Below are 682 nucleotides of genomic sequence, written 5' to 3'. Positions count from 1 at the left end.
TGAGAACCCGGAGTCCTAGACCACTAGACGATGGGGCCTCCACTCTTTGGCTGGGGGAGGTGGACTCGAACCACCATTGCGTGATCCAGAGTCACGTGTCCTGCCAATTAGACGATCCCCCATTGGCGAGGCGCAATCTTAGGTTCTCTTAGCTCCAACTACTTCATGCGATCGCGCGTTCCATGCTTGTCATTCCAGGGCGTATTCCTTGATCTCTTTCAGCTTGCCTGATCCAAGTACTTGAGGGTTTCAGGTGGACAACCAATCTTAGGGCTATGGAATTAATAGCAGCCTGATGGGTGAGGATATTCCTTCTCCTGTTCAAATACCATACGAACCGCCCGTTCCTTTACTAGGTGTGAGTATCTGATTTGGTTTTTCATGAGTCCATCCTCTCAAGAAATTTACTCTCCGTCAATCCCGGAGCGGTTCGTAACAGGGTGTACTTCAAACCGGGGCAAGTCCATGGTAATTCCTCGAGCAGTTGCTTCTTCCAATGTGCTATCTGAGTCGAATGTACCCCATATTCGCTGGATATCTCTGCTATTGTCTTTTCTCCCTTTACTGCTTCTAAAGCTATTTTAGCTTTTAATGTAGCATCGTATTTCTTGCGAATGTTGCCCATATGTCTGCCTCCTTTTTGTATATACAGGCTAACATCCATCTTATTCCTCTGTCCAGC

General features: G+C 47.4%; 1 tRNA gene and 2 pseudogenes. All 3 read right to left on the bottom strand.

The annotated features are described in order from the left end of the window. Window positions 1–47: 47 nt before the first annotated feature. A tRNA-Gln gene (locus EZM41_RS11020) sits at window positions 48–122 on the bottom strand. 53 nt (window positions 123–175) lie between these two features. After that, window positions 176–383 (bottom strand): annotated as a pseudogene (locus EZM41_RS14785) (transposase); the annotation flags it as partial. A gap of 83 nt (window positions 384–466) precedes the next feature. Then, window positions 467–625 (bottom strand): annotated as a pseudogene (locus tag EZM41_RS13955) (transposase); the annotation flags it as partial. Window positions 626–682: the final 57 nt, after the last annotated feature.

The sequence above is a fragment of the Acetomicrobium sp. S15 = DSM 107314 genome (genome assembly GCF_016125955.1).
Lineage (GTDB): Bacteria > Synergistota > Synergistia > Synergistales > Thermosynergistaceae > Thermosynergistes > Thermosynergistes pyruvativorans.
The sequence above is the reverse complement of the archived record's forward strand: the minus strand, read 5'-3'. Positions and strand labels throughout refer to the sequence as shown.